At 46.0% G+C, this 17,456-nt stretch carries 17 protein-coding genes; 4 read left to right on the top strand and 13 right to left on the bottom strand.

Annotation, left to right across the window (positions count from 1 at the left end):
* Positions 1-236: 236 nt before the first annotated feature.
* From VRK_RS07445 to ttcA, 3 genes are all read left to right on the top strand, one after another.
* Positions 237-1,022, top strand: a complete 786-nt coding sequence (locus VRK_RS07445) for a hypothetical protein (protein WP_059120783.1) — start codon at positions 237-239, stop codon at positions 1,020-1,022.
* Positions 1,015-1,836, top strand: a complete 822-nt coding sequence (locus VRK_RS07440; protein WP_059120782.1) for a glucosaminidase domain-containing protein — start codon at positions 1,015-1,017, stop codon at positions 1,834-1,836. Before VRK_RS07445 ends, VRK_RS07440 begins: the two co-directional genes overlap by 8 nt.
* A 171-nt stretch (positions 1,837-2,007) precedes the next feature.
* Positions 2,008-2,901: a tRNA 2-thiocytidine(32) synthetase TtcA gene (ttcA, locus tag VRK_RS07435; protein ID WP_059120781.1), complete on the top strand. Its 894-nt coding sequence runs from the start codon at positions 2,008-2,010 to the stop codon at positions 2,899-2,901.
* Between the two features lie 138 nt (positions 2,902-3,039).
* Here the strand turns inward: ttcA and uspE are convergent, their stop codons facing one another.
* Together uspE and VRK_RS07425 are read right to left on the bottom strand one after the other, a co-directional pair.
* The gene (uspE, locus tag VRK_RS07430) at positions 3,040-3,987 is read right to left on the bottom strand and encodes a universal stress protein UspE (protein ID WP_059120780.1); all 948 of its coding nucleotides are present in this window, start codon (positions 3,985-3,987) and stop codon (positions 3,040-3,042) included.
* 130 nt (positions 3,988-4,117) lie between these two features.
* Positions 4,118-4,867 carry an FNR family transcription factor gene (locus VRK_RS07425; RefSeq protein WP_059120779.1) on the bottom strand — a complete coding sequence of 250 codons (750 nt, stop codon included), beginning with the start codon at positions 4,865-4,867 and terminating at the stop codon, positions 4,118-4,120.
* 301 nt (positions 4,868-5,168) lie between these two features.
* Here VRK_RS07425 and VRK_RS07420 point away from each other — a divergent pair, with 301 nt between their 5' ends.
* Entirely contained in the window at positions 5,169-5,549 is a 381-nt protein-coding gene (locus VRK_RS07420) for a hypothetical protein (RefSeq protein WP_231735750.1), read from the top strand.
* A gap of 104 nt (positions 5,550-5,653) precedes the next feature.
* Here VRK_RS07420 and VRK_RS20885 read toward each other — a convergent pair whose 3' ends face one another.
* From VRK_RS20885 to VRK_RS07365, 11 genes are all read right to left on the bottom strand, one after another.
* Complete coding sequence (locus VRK_RS20885) at positions 5,654-5,845, bottom strand: hypothetical protein (protein ID WP_157371873.1); 192 nt, start codon at positions 5,843-5,845, stop codon at positions 5,654-5,656.
* A 162-nt stretch (positions 5,846-6,007) separates the two neighbouring features.
* On the bottom strand, positions 6,008-7,213 hold the full coding sequence (locus tag VRK_RS07410) for a hypothetical protein (protein WP_059120776.1): 1,206 nt from the start codon (positions 7,211-7,213) through the stop codon (positions 6,008-6,010).
* A 247-nt stretch (positions 7,214-7,460) separates the two neighbouring features.
* Positions 7,461-8,189, bottom strand: a complete 729-nt coding sequence (locus VRK_RS07405; protein WP_059120775.1) for a DUF1295 domain-containing protein — start codon at positions 8,187-8,189, stop codon at positions 7,461-7,463.
* A gap of 53 nt (positions 8,190-8,242) precedes the next feature.
* The gene (locus VRK_RS07400; RefSeq protein WP_059120774.1) at positions 8,243-9,292 is read right to left on the bottom strand and encodes a hypothetical protein; all 1,050 of its coding nucleotides are present in this window, start codon (positions 9,290-9,292) and stop codon (positions 8,243-8,245) included.
* A gap of 2 nt (positions 9,293-9,294) precedes the next feature.
* Positions 9,295-10,029, bottom strand: coding sequence for a 4'-phosphopantetheinyl transferase family protein (locus tag VRK_RS07395; RefSeq protein WP_059120773.1), 735 nt, complete (start codon positions 10,027-10,029; stop codon positions 9,295-9,297).
* Positions 10,013-10,327 carry a RedY gene (locus tag VRK_RS07390; RefSeq protein ID WP_059120772.1) on the bottom strand — a complete coding sequence of 105 codons (315 nt, stop codon included), beginning with the start codon at positions 10,325-10,327 and terminating at the stop codon, positions 10,013-10,015. The genes VRK_RS07395 and VRK_RS07390 overlap by 17 nt, the downstream gene beginning before the upstream one ends.
* 47 nt (positions 10,328-10,374) lie before the next feature.
* Positions 10,375-12,741: a prodigiosin MBC biosynthesis protein PigJ gene (locus VRK_RS07385; protein ID WP_059120771.1), complete on the bottom strand. Its 2,367-nt coding sequence runs from the start codon at positions 12,739-12,741 to the stop codon at positions 10,375-10,377.
* Positions 12,738-14,204 (bottom strand): D-alanine--poly(phosphoribitol) ligase, encoded by a 1,467-nt coding sequence (locus tag VRK_RS07380; RefSeq protein ID WP_059120770.1) that lies wholly within the window; start codon positions 14,202-14,204, stop codon positions 12,738-12,740. Before VRK_RS07380 ends, VRK_RS07385 begins: the two co-directional genes overlap by 4 nt.
* A gap of 1 nt (position 14,205) precedes the next feature.
* Complete coding sequence (locus VRK_RS07375; RefSeq protein WP_059120769.1) at positions 14,206-16,143, bottom strand: aminotransferase class I/II-fold pyridoxal phosphate-dependent enzyme; 1,938 nt, start codon at positions 16,141-16,143, stop codon at positions 14,206-14,208.
* The gene (locus VRK_RS07370) at positions 16,140-16,406 is read right to left on the bottom strand and encodes an acyl carrier protein (protein WP_197413070.1); all 267 of its coding nucleotides are present in this window, start codon (positions 16,404-16,406) and stop codon (positions 16,140-16,142) included. The genes VRK_RS07375 and VRK_RS07370 overlap by 4 nt, the downstream gene beginning before the upstream one ends.
* A gap of 7 nt (positions 16,407-16,413) precedes the next feature.
* Positions 16,414-17,448 (bottom strand): methyltransferase, encoded by a 1,035-nt coding sequence (locus tag VRK_RS07365; protein ID WP_059120767.1) that lies wholly within the window; start codon positions 17,446-17,448, stop codon positions 16,414-16,416.
* Positions 17,449-17,456: the final 8 nt, after the last annotated feature.

Here is a 17,456-nt window from a genome sequence, read left to right as displayed (position 1 = left end):
TCATAATATTCACTCATTTGAAGTCAATCCTATTTTCGAGGCTTGACGATGAATTTTTATTACAGTACCGACAAACCGCTCGAATGATGAGCGAAAATCAGCACTAACGAGGACGTTTTTATAAAATGAATAAAAAAAGTTACATCTATGCAATTTCGGGTTGAAATCAATTTCAGTATAATGCCCCCTTCGTTGTGAATATGGCGGTCAGAGTTACAGCCATCCAAAGAGGTAGCATGAGTCAGAAATTTGAAAAAGAGTTTAATTTAGGGGGAAGCTTAGAAAAAGCTTTGACTGGCGATTATCAATTGAAAGTTGGCGCGATTCTCAGGGAAGGTGCATCCTGCACAGTCAAGCATTTCTGGTCCTTTACTCCGGCTATATTTATTTTGCTCGCAGTACAACTCATCATTTTCTACGTTGTTCTGAAACTTCAGCTACCAGACTTGGACAACATTCTGGCGAGTGTACAGAATCCGGAACAAATTGATCCCCGTTTAGTGCAGGCCTTTTTTATCGCTGTATTTAGTTTTGAAGTCATTAGCGCACCGATCTATGCCGGAGCCAGTCTCATGGGGATGAGCCATGCTGCCGGCTTAAAAACCCAAACCCGGCATATCACGAAAGGGTTGCAATTCACAGTCTCCGTGACTCTGGCAACATTAATTATGCTAATTACTCAATCTGTCCTCGGGCAAATTTTCTGGATTCTTTCCATGTATGCCTCCGTTGCATTCAGTCATACAATTCTGTTGATTTGTGAAAAACGTTTACCTGTCTTTAAAGCATTACTGCTCTCTCTGAAAGCAACCAATAAAAAAATCCTGCCTCTGACCAGTATCTACTTTATTTTGATGATGCTGACCGGATTTGCGATTCTTTTTTACGGTATCGGTTTTATTTTTGTCTTGCCGTTTTTCTTACATGTCAAAGGAATCTTATATCGAAACATGTTTGGTATTCGGTTGACGATTGTTTCGACATCAGACAGTGATCAGCAAAGTAAGGTTTTCAATGCGTAAACTGATTTATTTCTTTTTTTCCGTCGTTGTACTTATTCTCGTGAGCTGTACTTATTATCAGTTGCGTATTGAAGAGAGTCGTTCGACGATTGAAGGCAAACAATCGCATGGTATTCCTGTTGCTACCGCGCCAAACTTCAAGGCGTTTAAAAATATAGAGCAGAAAAAACATGCCTTCTTTAACTATCTCAAACCGGGTATCGAATATGAAAATAACAGAACCCGGAAAGAGCGAAATTTTTTGCTAAACACCAAAGATGGTATCGAGTCCGGTTCGCTGTCTCAGGCTGAAATTGAGCAACTGGCTGAACTCAGCTCACTCTATTCGGTTAAAATTCCTGTGGAAGGGCCCGACTTAAAATGGTTGGATCAAATGCTGCATAAAGTCGATGTACTACCGGAGGCGTTGGTCCTGATTCAAGCCGCAAATGAGTCAGCTTGGGGAACTTCCCGCTTTGCCAAAGAAGCCAATAATTATTTTGGTCAATGGTGTTATCAAAAAGGTTGTGGATTGGTGCCGCTCGCCAGAGGCGAAGGGATGGCGCATGAGGTCGCAAAATTTAAATCCGTACAACAATCGATTCACCGGTATTTTATCAATGTTAATCGCAACTTAGCTTACCGTAAATTACGTGAGATTCGCTATCAGCTTCGGGCGGAAGGTAAAGATCTCTTCTCGATGGAGAGTGCAATACAATTAACCAACGGACTGACCAAATACTCTGAGCGAGGCATAGCTTACGTGAAATCCCTTCAAACTATGATTCTCCATAATCAGAAATATTTGCAAGATGATTTAGTTGCCACAGAATAACGCCAGCGTGACCGAGCCGGAATTGACGGCTCGGTTTCACCACCTTCGTTACCGTGATATTTAGCCATGACAGATATATTTCAACCCACGTGAAAAATCCGTATAATCCACGCCCACAGAAAACCGAGCAGCAATCTACAGTCGGAATAATCGACAGTGTGAGAAGTCGTCATGAATCAAAAAGATACCAGAAAAGAAACCCTTGAGTTCAACAAACTCCAGAAGCGTCTGCGCAGAAATGTTGGTAACGCCATCATCGATTACAGCATGATTGAAGAAAATGATGTAGTGATGGCCTGTATCAGTGGCGGAAAAGATTCATTTGCGATGTTAGATATCCTGTTGAATCTGCAAAAAGCTGCGCCAGTTCAATTCGATGTGGTTGCTGTGAATCTCGATCAAAAACAGCCCGGCTTTCCCGAACATGTGCTACCTCAGTATTTTGAGAGTTTGAATATTCCTTATTATATTGTGGATAAAGATACTTATTCGGTCGTCAAAGAAAAAATCCCGGAAGGGAAGACCACATGTGGGCTGTGCTCTCGGTTGCGCCGCGGTACGTTATATTCATTTGCTGAAAAAATTGGCGCAACAAAGATCGCCCTTGGACACCATCTGGATGATATCGTTGAAACCTTGTTCCTGAATATGTTTCACGGGTCACGGATGAAAGCGATGCCGCCGAAACTTCGTTCTGATGATGGCCGTAACATTGTCATCCGGCCATTAACCTATTGCAGGGAAAAAGATCTGATTAAGTATGCTGAGCATAAAGCGTTCCCGATTATTCCTTGTAATTTGTGTGGCTCTCAGGAAAATTTACAGCGACAGGCGATTAAAGCAATGCTGATGGAATGGGACAAGAAAACTCCCGGACGTGTCGAAAGTATTTTTAAATCACTGCAGAATGTCAGTCCAAGTCAACTGGCAGATAAATCTCTGTTTGATTTCATTGACCTGCCACTGGCGCGTGACGGTGACAGAGGCGAGTACGCATACAGTGAAGCCGTTGTGTCCGCAACGAATATCGATGAATCTATGTTTATTGATGTGACAAACGTTTAGGCTGAACACACGCCAAACCAGATTCGTGATTTGGTTCAAAGAAATGAACTTGCGTCACAAACTAAAAAACCTTGCGTCAATGAATGGCGCAAGGTTTTTTATACATATACATGCGTTTATATCACTTTAGATATCAGCCTACGAACTCTGATTCGGATCAAGCGGACTAATATATCCTTCCGGTTTAATTGCCAAGACATCACAGTCAATTTTATCAATGACGTGTTCAGCGGTATTGCCGATAAAAATCGAAGATAGCCCAGTTCTGCCCGTCGTGCCGATGATCACCATGGCTACATCCAGTTGCTTCGCTTGTTTCGGAATAATTTCTTCAGGTAACCCTTCTTCGACGATGGTTTGTTCATCGTCAATCCCAAAAGACTGGCGTAGTTCTTTCATTGATGTCAGACAGTGAGAGCGGACTGCATCCCGGTAGGCTGTGATATCAAACTCAGGTAACTCAAGTGTGATATTACTTGGTGTGATCGGATATGAACTCACCAAATACGGGGTTGCATCGAGATGTTCGGCAATACTCAGTAATTGTTCGGTCAGTTTTACATTCAATGAATGATGGATCTCATTTTCAGAACCAACATGCACAGAAGCCATCACATTGGATTGTTTCTTCCACTCAGCATTTTTGACCAGTAATACGGGGACAGGGCATTTACGCATCAAATGCCAGTCTGTTGGTGTAAAGATCACCGATTCGAGAAAGTCATGCTTGCGTGTAGCTTTGATTAAAATATCGTATTGCCCAGAGAAGATTTCAGCAATAATTGCCTCATAGGGCCGATGGTACCAAACGACTTTGACCGTAAAATCGACTGTGTCGTCAATGTAAGGTTTAGCGACATTCTTGAGCCAAGTTTCTCGCTGATGAATCACGCCGCGACGCATCGCTTCTCGTTCATCAGCAGAAAGCATGGATGTCATGTCATAAGAAAAATCATAGATAGAGAGGAACAACGTGATGTGACTAATATCTTTACTTTTCTTGGCCAGCAGCATTGCTCTCGCAAGTGCCGGTTGTTCATCATGGTTAACATCTGCAATCACAAGAATATTATTGTAAATACTCATTATAGCTCCCTCATATCATGGGGTTTCAATACAACTTTAGCTTAAAAGGGGGCAGAAGATGAGAAAAATTGCAGGGGAGTCAATAGAATTTTGATACAGCTCATTCATTGAATGAACTGTATCATCATGGTTAGCTGTCAGCTGAGACACCAGCCAGTTCCATGAGAGAATCGTGATCTAATATCGTGATATACTTACCTTTTACACTCAAGATATCCGATTTTTGGAATCGACCTAATAAACGACTAATCGTTTCAACGGTCAGGCCTAAATAATTGCCGATATCACCCCGAGTCATTGTTAGGCGAAATTCTCGTGGACTAAAACCACGTTGCGCGAAACGAGTGGATAGGTTGAAAAGAAAAGCGGCTAAACGTTCTTCCGCATTTTTCTTGGACAACAGTAGAATCATTTCCTGATCGCCTTTAATTTCATTACTCATCAGGCGCATAATCTGCTGTCTTAATTTGGGCATTTTTCCTGATAGATCGTCTAAGATTTCGTAAGGAATCTCACAAACCATTGAGGTTTCTAATGCTTGAGCAAAACTGGGGTGACTATCTCCGGTAATTGCATCGAAGCCAACTAAATCACCCGCCAGATGAAAAGCAGTAATCTGTTCATCACCTTGTTCTGTAATTGTATAACTTTTGATGGTTCCGGATCGAATAGCATACAACGAGCGAAGCTCATCACCGGCTTTGAATAGTTCCTGTCCTTTTTGGATGGGCTTCTTTCGTTCAATAATTTGATCGAGCTGATCTAACTCAGACTCATTCAAAGTAAAAGGAATGCAAAGTTGGCTAATACTGCAATCCTGGCAGTGAATCGCACACCCTCCAGATTGAATCCGTTTCGTACCTGGCTTATCTGAAATCATAATAACCTTTCACTATCTTGATATACATCAATATTTTACCATTCCTTGATCATAAAGAATAGTCAAAAAAAGAGTACAGGAATCAGGCGATTATATAGAATTCTTGCAAAATTGACAGATAAACTTTACTTGAGCGATGCCTGCATTCTTGTCACATATTCTTGTTCAAGGTAATGAGCGGATACCTTTATTGTAACACGCTACTTGTGGCATACAAATCATTCGAACCGAATTTCCTCCACTCGACCTTCAGTGATACACTGAAGGCCTTTCAGCAGTCTTTGTAGACTGTTTATCTGAGATGGAGAACATTGAAGCAACCATGCCAGCAGAAAAACTCACCAAACAGAGATTGATACATATTATCGTGATTTTAACGATTTTAAGTGCTGCATTTTTCTGGCGAAGCTATCGTTATTCGGAGCCAGAGCCACTTTCCTGTGACTATCCGTGTCAGGTTTCAATTGATGGTCAATCCACTCACATTACAACCGACAAAGAAGCTGGCACTATTTCAATTTTTCCGGCTCAAAAAAGTTGGTCAATTGTAGAGTACTCACCACAGACTGAGAGAAGCGAAAACGGGCAAGTGAGGCTAACCTTTACACTCGATAATCACTCCCAATTTACGTTAATTACCGGTATGCATAAAAAATATATCATCCATATAAAAAACAGATAGAAAGACTACCTAGTCGATTGTATCTCAATGAAAATCGCTAGGTTTTCTGGAGATGTCTGGCAATCCTCATCCAGTTCGGCTCGCAGACACTCCAGTGAAGAGGCTTATTTTGCGCTTGATGTGAATTGGAACAGCATCAGATCTTGCATAAAGTCAACCGAGACGGATGCCGGTGAATACTGACAAGTATCAGATACGGGGGTCAGCGTCCCATGCCAACCATATAACGTACGGAATGAAACCAACCGTCCAGAAGGGTTACGTTGCTGATCCGCCGGGATTTCTGCAAATTTCATATTCCGATCAAAGCATGCACCTCGGCCCAAAATAGTCGCACGTGTATCAACATAATAAGGCTGTTCAAATACCAAATCATTCAATGCGGTCTCTCGTAGGACAGGGCTGATTTTTTCTGGCTGAGAGGTAATTGTCTTGCTTTGAGCTTGGAGCAAACCTGACTAAAATAGGGGAACATCAAGGGTATATTCACCGTATTCATCAGACTTCGGTTGACTGAGATAGCCTTGTATCGTTGCACCTTGAACGGGGATAAAGTCTTGCGTCAATACTCGTCCGGAGAGCGTGATCATTGGGAATGGATGTGTATACAACGCTGACTGTGCAGCCCCGACCAGTAAAGTGTCACGGCTAAACCCAAAAGAGTATCCAAAACTAGGATTGGGGGATTCACTCATCAGAACATTGCTGTACTGCCACTGTCCTTGTCTGTTCAAATCAAATCGGTAGATTTTTTGCAATTCATCATCACCGATCAATAATGTCCTGCCTTCCAGTTCCACATCATGACCAAAATACCCTATATCGGAATCAATATCAGACTGGTAGATGGTTTGGGTATGCGTCCAAGGTTGTCCGATATGACGACGTGTATAAATACGAACATAACCCGAGCCCATCATATAACTGCTGACTGCAAGGACATGACGATTGACATCAAATGCAAAAGAAAATTTCACACTGGCATCCGCGTTATCGTCGGCCGGTGCTTCAATCACCTGAGTTCTTTGCCAGTAGCCTTGCGTTTGTTTAAAGACTAAAAGACGATCTGCGTCAGAATCACTGATATAAAGCTCATCATGAACCCGTCGTATCGTGATCCCAAAAGATTCTAAGTTAGGACGAGGCAGTTCATCAGCGCTGAGCGTATTACTGAGCTGCCATTGACCTTGTGATTGGGTGTAAAGATAAACGACTTGCCGACGAACATCTGCAACAGCGATCAGCTGATCATCGACATAAACGGATTCACCGTAGGCAGCACTCTCTTTCCCTGAGGGCGGAGTTAAAATGGCTTCTTGTTGCCATTGATTGCCCGAGCGGCGAAAAACCCATGCCTGACCCTCATTTCGCGAGCCAATCACAATCAACTGGTGGCTGATACCAATATGCCGATAAGAGAAGCTGCTACCTTGCACTGGCAATACGGGGCCACGTCGCCAAATACCATATTGTTTATAAATAACCTGATTATCAATGACACCGACATCCCGGTAGAGGGCCGCCGCACCGGATACATCATCAATGGAGTGCTTTGCACTGAGATCTGGGCGATGGATATGTGCAGAGACCGCACCCGAGAGTAACAATAACCCACAGGTGAGCCACTGTCGTAGTGGTATTTTTATGCGATAAATTTGTGTCATAGGAGCTCCTTTGCAGGTGAAGGGATAAAATTCCATTTGATTGATTCAAATAAATAATCTCACTGTTCTATTTCATTCGGAAATAATAAATGAAACAAATGAGACATTGTGTCTATATATGTATCTTTTATGTACCAAATAAAATCAATCAGGTTATTGTTCATCAAAACAGTAATTCATCATTTGCTCAGCCAAAAAAAAACAACCAGCCCAAATCGGACTGGTTGTTTTTATTATGTGGTATACCTTACACGATAAACGGAATAAAACATTTCACTTTACGTTTATAATTTTCCCATTGTTCGCCATAGCGTTCTCCAGACATTTTTTCACTTTTCGGAATGGCATCCCCATAATATTGTCCGATATTGGTGAGTGGGGCAATCAGCCCAATCCAGTGATTAGCAAGCAGGCCGAAACTGACAAAAATCAGAAAGTCGCCAAAATAATTGGGATGGCGGGAGGTGCCCCAGAAACCGGTATTTAACAGCTTGCCGCGATTGTTTGGATTCTGCTTGAAACGACGCTTCTGATAGTCGCTGCCGAAGTGGTAGATAGTGCCAATAATATAAACAATGATTGCTAACCATTGCATTGCCCCGAATGGTCCTTGAATATCGGCAGCCCAGTAAAACGGTAAACAGTAAAGCCAACCGAAAATGTTGACCATCATGATCGCCAACATCGGTTGTTGTTGCTCGGGGATGACGCCACCGAGTTTCGCTGCAGCGGTATTGGCATACCAACGCGTTAATACAATATTCATCCGCAACAGGTAAATGCCGACAAATATAATAATCAAGGCTTTATGACCAAAATCCCCCGTTCCCCAATAACAATAGGCGAGGGCAACCGGGGCCATGGTATTAAATCCCCAGACAAACATGGGACGGGTATCTTGTGCTTTTCGGGTGGCACGATAAGCCAGTCCGGATAAAACCAACATAATGACAATTAACGTGATCCAAATTTCCATAGTAACTCCTTCTTGCGAGGACAATTTATATTTTCCCTCTTGTCGCTGAGGGCTTAATCGATAGTTAAAATACTGTCTAATTGACGTCGTGGTGAAACATCTGCTGCAATTTTGATCTGCCCGAACCGGGCAAAAAATATTGGCTGATGTGTCATTCCCAACGTATTTGCCAGTGTTGTTTTGGGTAAATCGTGTTGAACGAGTACACTGAGCGGGTGAATCCCCCAACCCCATTGTTGAAGTAACAACCATAATCGGGCCAGCATCATTCCGGTCAGGAACAGATTGTGCTGATTGGGATCGGCAAGGCTCAGAGCCAGATATTGCGGCCCTTGCCCGGTCAGCTTCGAGAATTCGCGGGCCATGAACTGAGGTAGGCGTAGGAGACGAGTGAATGGGTTCAGTTTCGGATGGAAACCGATACGGAATAACCACTCGACATAGGCAGGGATTTTGCCAAATAGATGATGGAGGTAGAACCCATCCTCTACAGGTTTGTTTTTGTCAAAATGAATAAAGCTATAGGTTTCCTGCCAAGCCCGTTTGTCGGCAAAATCCAGTGCTGCATATTGATAAACTAAATCAGCAACCTGTCGACGACTCATTTGATCTTGCCACAAGTCTAACCGGACCGGAGAATCGGTGAAAATTTCCTGAAGCCGAAACTGTTGTAGTGCGGAGAGCTTTGTCGTTTCGTAAGGCATCCTGTTGGTATGACGATGTTGAATCTGATCAGCCAGATCATAATAAGCCTCTGGATTGGCCGGCTGCAAACCTGCCGGACTGAAGCAGATGAGACCGTCTTGAGCGTGAGGAAGTGTCGGTGTGGCGTGAAACTCATCAAACCATGTCCATTGCAGCGGTGTGCCGGCATTACGCATTAATGTCTCAATATGCTGAAAGAAAATGCCACAGCTCATCAGCATTTCATTTTCTAATGACGGCAGACCTTTCAACGCTCGACGACGATCAATGGCCAGATAACCCGCCTGGGATGAGGGCGAATAATGCACCGCCCAAGGCTGACAATTATGAGAAGAGGGGGCTGAACGAGCAATTTCAATCGCACCGGCCAAGTTTGGTTCAAACGATGTTGTAAACATTATTATGTGCTCCTGCCGGATGAAACGGTCAATGGTACAGATGTAGATAACGTCATCACATCCAGTTCCGGACGCTCGCTTTCAGGGTAATAACAGATCGCACATACCCAATATAAGCCATAAATCATCCAGAACATGCGTTCACTCAAGTTTGCGCTGGGATCAGACACCCGCTGTTGCTGCCAGTCAATATCAATGGTTCGCAATAAATGAGGAAGCCCGACACCATGACTCTTCAAAAAGGCTTCTCGTACAGCCCAAGTCGCACAAAGTAATGTCATGGGCTGCGTACATTCTTCAATCGTGAAAGCCCATTGTCGGGCTGACGTACCAAAATGCCGGTAGCACTGGAGATCAACCCCCAATGCCTGTTGCGATGCCGTGGCGATCGCATACCAGATACCACTGTGACTGACGGATACACCGCGCACACCTAAATCGGGATGAAAGCCAAATGGCTGACCTTGCTGAGTATATATGATATTAAATTCAAAGCCCTTGGTTTTCTGTGCAACCGAGCTTTCTTCCCGGTGACTGAACGGCAAAGCGGCAGTATGCCATACCTGATTAAGCCAGTGGTTGGTTTGCCAACGCGCTTGTTGTCTGACTTGTGCGCGCATGTCAGCTACCGTTGTATGTTGATCGAAACACGCTTGCGCAATCAGCAAGCGGGGCACATCGGTGCCCGCTGCCGACTGACTGGCGATACGTGCAGGGTCTTCACTGTTGATAGCCATTGCCGATTCTTTCCCCGGAAATTTCTTCAATCACTTCGGCCATTTGCTCGAAACGTGCAACCAGACTTTGGAATACCGGGGTTTGCATATCACGATCGAATGCTTCCAGAGAGCTGAGACGAATGATCTCAATAAAGTGGAATTGAGCATCGGCTGCCTGACTGACATCGATCACATCAAATGCCAGAACAGAATCAAGCTGATGACATGCCTGATAGTCGGTGTGAACAACCCAGTCGCGAAACTCGTGGTACAGGGCGATATCTTTCAGGCGAATTTTATGCACAATTGTTTTCATCTTATTGTCCTTTTTCATCTATGGTTCTGATGGTGTTTCAATGTCCGTTATTCATGGTGATCCGCAGCACCGCTTTGTTCGATAATCAGATGGTAATTGATTCCGCCCGTACCGAATGAGTTGATGGCAGCGATACGCCCTCCCGTACAAGGGTAAGGCCAAGGAATCGTTTGCTGAGGGATGTCCGCCGGAAGATCGGCCAGCATCAACTGAGGATTCATCTGCTCATAAACCGGCGTCGGTGGAATCTGTTCATGTTCAAATGCATTGAGCACTTTACACATACTCAGGGCTGCGGCACCGGCAAAACAGTGACCGAAATTGTATTTCACCGAGCCAATGAACAACGGTGCGCGCTGCGGTGCTGCATCCGGAGAGTCGCTTTCTCGCTGATAGTGTTGCCGAATCGCACTAATTTCTGAGATATCCCCCAGAGCCGTTCCGGTACCGTGAGCCTCAATATATTGAATCTGCTCCGGTGCGACGTCAGTTAATGCCAGTGTTTTCTCTATCGCGAGCGCTTGTCCTTCCGGATCCGGTGCTGTCATTGAGCGGCTGTCACATGAACCGGAAATCGCACGAATCGTCGCGAGCGCTTTTGAGTTGGCGGGCTGGCGGGAGAGAATAAATATCCCGCCGCCATCTCCGGGAGTAAAACCATCATTTTTATCGGCAAACGGGCGAATCCGAGATGTTGAGAGCATCATCTGGGCGCTGCACAGCACCAAATCGCGTTCTGTCGTTGCCATCTCAATGCCTGCAACGATCACCTGATCATAACGTCCTGATTGCAATGATCTAACTGCATCATGAAGTGCTGCCATCGAGCTGGCACATGCGGCTTCAACCGCATAACAGTCTGCCTCAATTGCTAACTGTTGTGCCAGTAACATCGCTGAACCGATACCACTGGCGCCATACCAGTTCCAACGGTTTTGAGGTAGCGGCTGAGGGCGGGGAAGCGTGATTGTCTGAGGTAGCTGATCCCATAAATGGCGCACAGTGCGAACCCGATCGGGTGTCAGCGACAGATTGGTTGCGACAATAATCGCCGTACGACGATTGGAAGCATCTGATGGCAGTGATAAACGCGTGCTGGCATTGAGCAGGTACTGCTGCGTGACATCCAACCGATGTTGTTTCGCCGGCATCATCGGCTTCTCGGCAGTCACATCCTGAATGTTGTGACTGGGAAAGCACATGGCTTGACGAATATAGGTGCTGAGCTTTTGGGGATGCGGACGAAATAGCGCCACCTGATGCAGTTGCTCGGCAGATAACGGCTGAATCGTATCGCCCCCTTGTGCCAGCGTTTGCCAGAATGACGACTTGTCATAACCGAGTGCTGTCAGCGGACAGTAATCCAGAAGCTGGATCGGTGCTTGTGGGTGGGGGATCGTCTTATTGACCGATGTCGGACTGATTTGCCATCCGAACCCCGTGAATGAGTGGCCGGAACAGTGCTGTTTTTGCTGGCGCAGCATGTCGAGTAACTGACAGAACACCTGATTTGCACCGGCAAAATAGTCACAATCATTCTGTGTTGCTTCAGTCGATGGTAGCGTATCGATGTCACCCAATTCGGCAAGAACCGGCCATTGATTCTCCTGAGCGACATTGACCGGACAAACCAGCAGACTAATCGCACCTTCCAACCAAGTCTGGTTCGCAGAGACGCCTTGTTCCAGCAATAAGTTCGCTTGTTCCGGATGGTGAAAACATTGAATTGATGTTAAAAGGGCAACCCGGCTGTCTTGAAATCGAAAGCTATCTTGTGCCAGTTGCAGCAGCCGTAAACCACCTAAATCTGCACCATCGATAGTCTGACATTTACCCCGGGTCTGAGCAAAGTGTGCGATCCGGGCAGGGATACTGGAAGCCATTTCACCGATGCGGTCATGGGAAGAAGCGCCCAGACATTGCACGAGTTGCTGCTTATACGCATCAATCTGTTGTTCTGCTTCTTGAAGAGAATGGTTCTGTTCGGTCAATTGATCGCCGAGCAGACGTAATGCCTGAACTTTCGCAGCATTACGATAGGCCGCATCACTTCCCAGATGTACCGCACAGAATTGATCACAATGATCCCGCAGGGAATCAGGAAGCGTGATCTGTTGGAAAACTTCATCCGCGGCTAACAACGCCAGCCGAGTCTCTTTACTGACTGCCTTGCGAAACAGCGGTGGTATGGCGAACTTTCTGAAATCAAACTCCTGATCACTGACTTGACCAATAGAGAGCGCCACTTTTACGTCCAGCTCAGTATCTACATGTTGCCATGGCGAAACGTAATGCTGTTGCACTAGTTGTTGCCATGCTTGTGGCTCTGCCAGATGATTAAAATGGCGTTGTCCGGGGAAAACACACCCAATACTGACGATCGCCAGTCGGTTGTTCGATTGATCTGAACTCATCTTGGCGTAACCTCCGCTAAACGTCTGCGATCTACTTTGCCATTCGCATTCATCGGCAATTGTTCAGTCATCACCAGTTTCTGCGGCAGCATATAAGCGGGGAGCTTCTCCCGGAGAAATTGCTTGATAGCAAGCAGACTCAGCTTGGCTTCAGGGTCTTTAAGAACAGCGACCATCACCAATTGTTGGCTGAGTTCCCCGAGTTCGACAAACAGAGCCACCTGTTGAATCGCAGGATGTTGGTATAAGGCAGACTCGATTTCTCCCAGTTCAACCCGATAACCGTTGATCTTAACCATATCGTCAATTCGACCGCGATAGATGAGGCCGTCTTGTGTCATTTCCACGCGATCCCCGGTTGCATGGCACTGTTTGGCATGCAACGCGGTTTGCCGCGATTCAGGCGCATTCAGATAGCCCGGTGTTACACAAGGGCCTGAAATCAGTAACTCACCACTGACTCCGGTGCAGTCCGGGATTTGATGACGTTGGCCGGCATCATCTTCAATTTCTCCTTGGAGACCAGAGAGCGGATAGCCGATAGGGATATGGCTTAGCTGAGACAGACGGTCACGGTCAATGGTGTAGGCGGTACACACATTGGTTTCTGTCGGGCCATACCAATTGCTGATCCGGCAGTGCTGGGGGAGATGTACAAGTAACTGGCGAAATGCCGCAATCGGGTAGGCCTCACCAGCAAAAATAACTCGTCTCAGTGACGCTGTCACATTCTGATTCAGTAACCCACTTTTCTCCATCATGGCCAGAATTGAGGGGACGCTGTACCACACCGTCACTTGATGTTGTGCGATGCCTTCAATCAATGCCGGACAGTTTTTCTGTTCGGATTCTTGAATAATCCAGACACAAGCACCGATGGAGGCCGCAGCAAACAGATCGAAAGTACTCAGATCAAAAGCAAAGCTGGCATGATTAGACAGGGTATCTTCCGCTTGCAAGCCAATATCAGTGATCGCCCATTCGATAAAAAAGCTTAGCATCGTATGAGTGAGCTGAACGCCTTTGGGTTGACCGGTTGAGCCCGAGGTGTATAACACTGCAGCGAGCGAATGACTGAAGGTCTGAAAATCCTCAATGGCTGTCGTCGGCACTTGTTGATGTTCGAGTGAATCCAGCCAATCCTGATCAATGATCAGTACCGGCCGGGCAATGTCGATAATCCGCTGAATTCTCGATTCCGGCTGACTGAAATCAACCGGAATATAGTGATTGTCCGTCAGCCATACCGCATAAATCGCGGCAACCGTATCCGGGCCTTTTGGCAGATTGAGTAAAATCCCCTGATGAGATAAATCCATCCGCTGTAGTGCCGCAGCAATTTGCAGCATCCGTTGACCCAGTTGCGCGTAACGCCAGTGCTGCGTTCCACAACGCAGCGCTGAACGATCCGGTGCATGACGAATATGAGATAACAAACGGTTTAAAATCGTTGGTATCGCCATATTATGCCTCCGCGATGGCAACTTTTTCCCGTACTCGAGCCGCATCAGCAACAGGAACACCCACCTCAAGTGCTGAATCCACTAAGATTTGATAGGCTTCATCAAGATCCTGACGGGTATGCTCACTGGTGACACTAATCCGCAGCCGCGCATCACCGACACTGACACCGGGGAAGACGACGGTCTGGCAATACATGCCACGTTTTCTGACCGCGCGGCCAAACAGTAGAGTTTTCGCATCATCACCGACAACAACAGGAATAATCGCTGAATCGGAGTTTTCCAGATCAAATCCGGCATTGAGCAGACGCGTCCGGAAATAGTAGATGTTATCCCACAGGCGAGTCAGTCGCTCCGGTTCGCGCAGCATGATATCGATTGAAGCGATGACGCCCGCGGCCACATGAGCTGGGATCGTCGCGGCAAAAACATAGGAATTGGAATAGAAGCGTAAATATTCGACTACGTCACCGTCGGCACAAACGTATCCTCCCAGTCCTGAAAGAGATTTACTCATCGTCCCCAGTTCGAGATCGACCTGACCTTTCATATTGAAGTGTTCGGAAGTACCGGAGCCGGTTTTCCCTAACACACCAGTTGAATGGGCATCATCAACCAACACTTTGGCGCCATAACGTTCTGCCAGTTTGACCAGACGCGGCAGATCAACGATATCTCCGTGCATACTGAACACCCCATCGGTCACAATCAGTTTGCCGCCCGGATGATCAGCATATTTCGCCAGCGATTTTTCTAAACTGGTCAGAGAGTGATCGTAAATTTTGCGTTGTGCGCCTGCCAGTTTACAACCATCTTGAATACTCATGTGGTTAATCGAGTCGGTAAATACCAGATCATGTTTACTGGTCAGGGCAGAAATACAGCCGAGGTTGGCTGAGTAACCGGATGGATAGACGATACAGTCATCCCGTCCTTTCAGTTTTGCCAGCTTGCGTTCCAGTTCCAAGTGCAGCATGTTACTGCCAGCAATAATCCGACAGCCCGTATTGGTAGCACCGTATAAACCCGCGGCATCCTGAATGGCTTGAATGACTTCCGGATGACTGGATAGTCCAAGATAGCTGTTTGAGCCAAACATCAGAAATTCGCGGCTTTTCCCTGTTGTTTCATCAAAAATCACCGCACGGTTTTTACAGGGAGTTTCTAATGGCATGCCATACCAGTAAAGCTGATTATCCCGTTTTTCATGGTAGAACTTACGGAACTCACGCGCTTTATAAAACAGATCGGGATGTTGAATCCCAACGAAATCGCGCATGGTTCGCGGGTCACCGATTTGTTGGCGATCCGCCTCTGAAGACATCGCAAGGTGCGCATATGGATCTTCGTCACTCGGTATCGGTGCTTCCGCTGTTGCGATCACAGGAGGTTGATAGCCTGCACCGTCTTGTGGGAGTTGACTGACAAGCGCTGCTTTCATGGCTGCCAGTGTCTCGGCTTTGGGTAATTCCAGTTTTGGGTCCAACCCCAGCAGGGTCAGTAATTCACTTTGAACTGAGAGCACATTGATCGAGTCAATCCCTAAATCATTTTCAATCTGAGCATTCATACTGATTGATTCAACAGGATAACCGCTGTGACTTGCGAAGACCTGACAAATCATATCATCCAGCCAATGCGTATCAGAGGTTGCTTTGGCAGCAGACGACGCTGTCGGTAACTGATATTCCGTGGACGCAATCGCTGACACAATATCCGCGAGTGTATCGAGCTTGTCGGTCGCCAGCGGTGTGGAAAGCTGAAGTTGCTTGGTCAGTGTGGTGGCAATATCTGCCAAGGCAATCGAATCAACACCTAAATCATTTTCCAGATGGCTGGTCACTGACAATGCATCGACCGGATATTCGGTGATTGCGGAAAACGTTTGCAGAATGAATTGCTGTAATGCACCAGATGTTGCTTGGTTATGTTCTGTCATACTTTTTCTCCTTCAGTTTGATTCGCCTTCAACCGTTCGACAAGCGAAACCATCGCGGCAACGGATGCAAAGTTTTCCGGATAGATATCTTGCATTTTGATCTCAACCTGAGCTTCATTCTTTAAGAAATCGACCAGATCAAAAATTGCGGCAGAATCAACAATATTCAGCTCAAATAATGGAGTTTCGCTTTCTAAACCGTCCGTGTCTCCGTCAAGAAACTGTTGGGCGATATGCTGGATTAATTGGTTAGTTAACATCATGCGCTCCTTACAGATTGGCCGATTGAGGCTTATCGCCACAGATGAGTGTCCGAGGACCGGACAGTTCGATAATCCGAACATTTTCAAATCCGACGGCCCGGAAGCGTTCCAGATATTCCTGAGTACTACTTTCAATCCCGCCATCCGTTGAAACCAACATGTTGAGTGAGAGCAGGGCGGTAAACTCAGGGCCGGATTTCTCATCATTCAACGGTGTTTCTGATGCCATGAAGCGTCCGCCGGCTGGCATCGCTGCATAAATGTTCTTCAAGATAGTCATCTGAATTTCTGGTGCATAGTCATGTAACATCCAGCCCAAATGAATCAAATCGTGATCCTGTAACGCCAGTTTTCCGGAAATCACATCACCTTCGATGACATTGATTCTGTCGCCATAGCCTTGAACGGCCAATCGGTCGCGCAGAAATGCACACGCTTGAGGCAGTTCGCAAATCGTCAGATTAATGTCGGAATTGATCCCGGCAACGGCGATGGGCAATGTTCCGATACCACTGCCGATATCCAGAAACGACTCATGTTGAGAAAAATCGTAATCTTGGATAAATCCTTCAATGAATGGTGCGGCAAACTTCCCCAAAAACTCTTGAAAATCAGTTACATCATCCGGATTCTGATAAAGAATATCGAACCAGCTGCGATTATCACCGAATACGGCCTGACGTTGATTGGTATCACTGGTTACTGCGGTTTTCAACTCACCCCATAATGGGTAGAGGAATGTATCGATGTGACGACCTAACCATCCCAACCACATCGGCTCACTACTAACCAAAAATGAAGCATGTTCCTGTGGCAAGTGATAGCACTCGCCCTGTTTTTCCAAATATCCCATCGCGCGAAGTGCGATCAGTATTTGCTCGACGGAGCGAAGCGGGCTATTGAGTTTGTCGGCAACTGCCTGAGCGCTCAAATCCTGGTGATGTAAATGGTCGAATAATTTTAAATCTAATGCCGCTGTCAGGGTTTTTGCCTGAAAAAAGCCCATCATCTGATTAACGGCGTCTTGTTTTGTTCGTGTCATGAAAAATT

It is taken from the genome of Vibrio sp. MEBiC08052 (assembly GCF_001506075.1).
Taxonomy (GTDB): Bacteria; Pseudomonadota; Gammaproteobacteria; order Enterobacterales; family Vibrionaceae; genus Vibrio.
The sequence above is the reverse complement of the archived record's forward strand: the minus strand, read 5'-3'. Positions and strand labels throughout refer to the sequence as shown.